General features: G+C 62.1%; 2 tRNA genes and 2 rRNA genes. All 4 read right to left on the bottom strand.

The features are described from left to right. Nucleotides 1-95 (bottom strand): 23S ribosomal RNA (locus tag MFF56_RS31835); the annotation flags it as partial. A gap of 310 nt (nucleotides 96-405) precedes the next feature. After that, nucleotides 406-481, bottom strand: a tRNA-Ala gene (locus MFF56_RS31830). A 114-nt stretch (nucleotides 482-595) separates the two neighbouring features. Continuing rightward, nucleotides 596-672, bottom strand: a tRNA-Ile gene (locus MFF56_RS31825). Between the two features lie 199 nt (nucleotides 673-871). After that, nucleotides 872-974, bottom strand: a 16S ribosomal RNA gene (locus MFF56_RS31820); the annotation flags it as partial.

Raw genomic sequence — 974 nt, 5'->3', positions numbered from 1 at the left:
CGTTCGCAGCTCCCCAAGGCTTATCGCAGCGTACCACGTCCTTCATCGCCTCTCAGCGCCAAGGCATCCACCAGATGCTCTTAAGGCACTTGATCGCTCTCGTGATCCATGCGCCGCCCACGTGTCCGGCAGCCGCTATCAGCGGCTGACGACACGCGAACCTGCGCGGTCACAAAAAGACCAGTGATGCGCGTCCTCTCGGAGCGCATCACCGTATGCTTGCCGAACATGACCGGTGTGGATCAGCTCTCGCTGCCTCACCGGCACACATTCCCTCTTCACGATGTCAGATTCTTTTGACCAACGGCCGATCCGCAGAGGCGGACCATAGCGGCCGTGGCAAACTGGAATTCCGGACTGGCTGCTCGACACCCCTCCCCGCGCCTACAAGGCAGCGTGTGAGAATGGTGGAGACAGACGGGATCGAACCGACGACCTCATGCTTGCAAAGCACGCGCTCTCCCAACTGAGCTATGTCCCCGATGGGTGTACGTCCGAGCCGAAGGCTCGCAAGGCCGAATGGCCGTCCGCGCTGATGCGCGGGGCAGCCTGAGGCGACGGACCTCGCCGCCGGCGCTTGAGGCCACCATGACAATGGTGGGCCTGGGACGACTCGAACGTCCGACCTCACCCTTATCAGGGGTGCGCTCTAACCACCTGAGCTACAGGCCCGAGCTGGTCGTCTGATCGGCAGCCGCTCTGGTGAGCCGCGCCGCAGCGATCCGCTTGTCCGGATGAGAAAGAGAAACGAGGACGGCGACGTCCCGCCAAATGGGTCCTGACTGGACCCTGTATCTAATGATCTTCGAGGGGTTGAGCGGATGCTCAGCGGGTTGACCGAGGCCAACCACACCCGAAGAAGAATCCTTAGAAAGGAGGTGATCCAGCCGCAGGTTCCCCTACGGCTACCTTGTTACGACTTCACCCCAGTCGCTGACCCTACCGTGGTCGCCTGCCTCCTTGCGGTTGGCGCA

It is taken from the genome of Methylobacterium hispanicum (genome assembly GCF_022179285.1).
Taxonomy (GTDB): domain Bacteria; phylum Pseudomonadota; class Alphaproteobacteria; order Rhizobiales; family Beijerinckiaceae; genus Methylobacterium; species Methylobacterium hispanicum.
The sequence above is the reverse complement of the archived record's forward strand: the minus strand, read 5'-3'. Positions and strand labels throughout refer to the sequence as shown.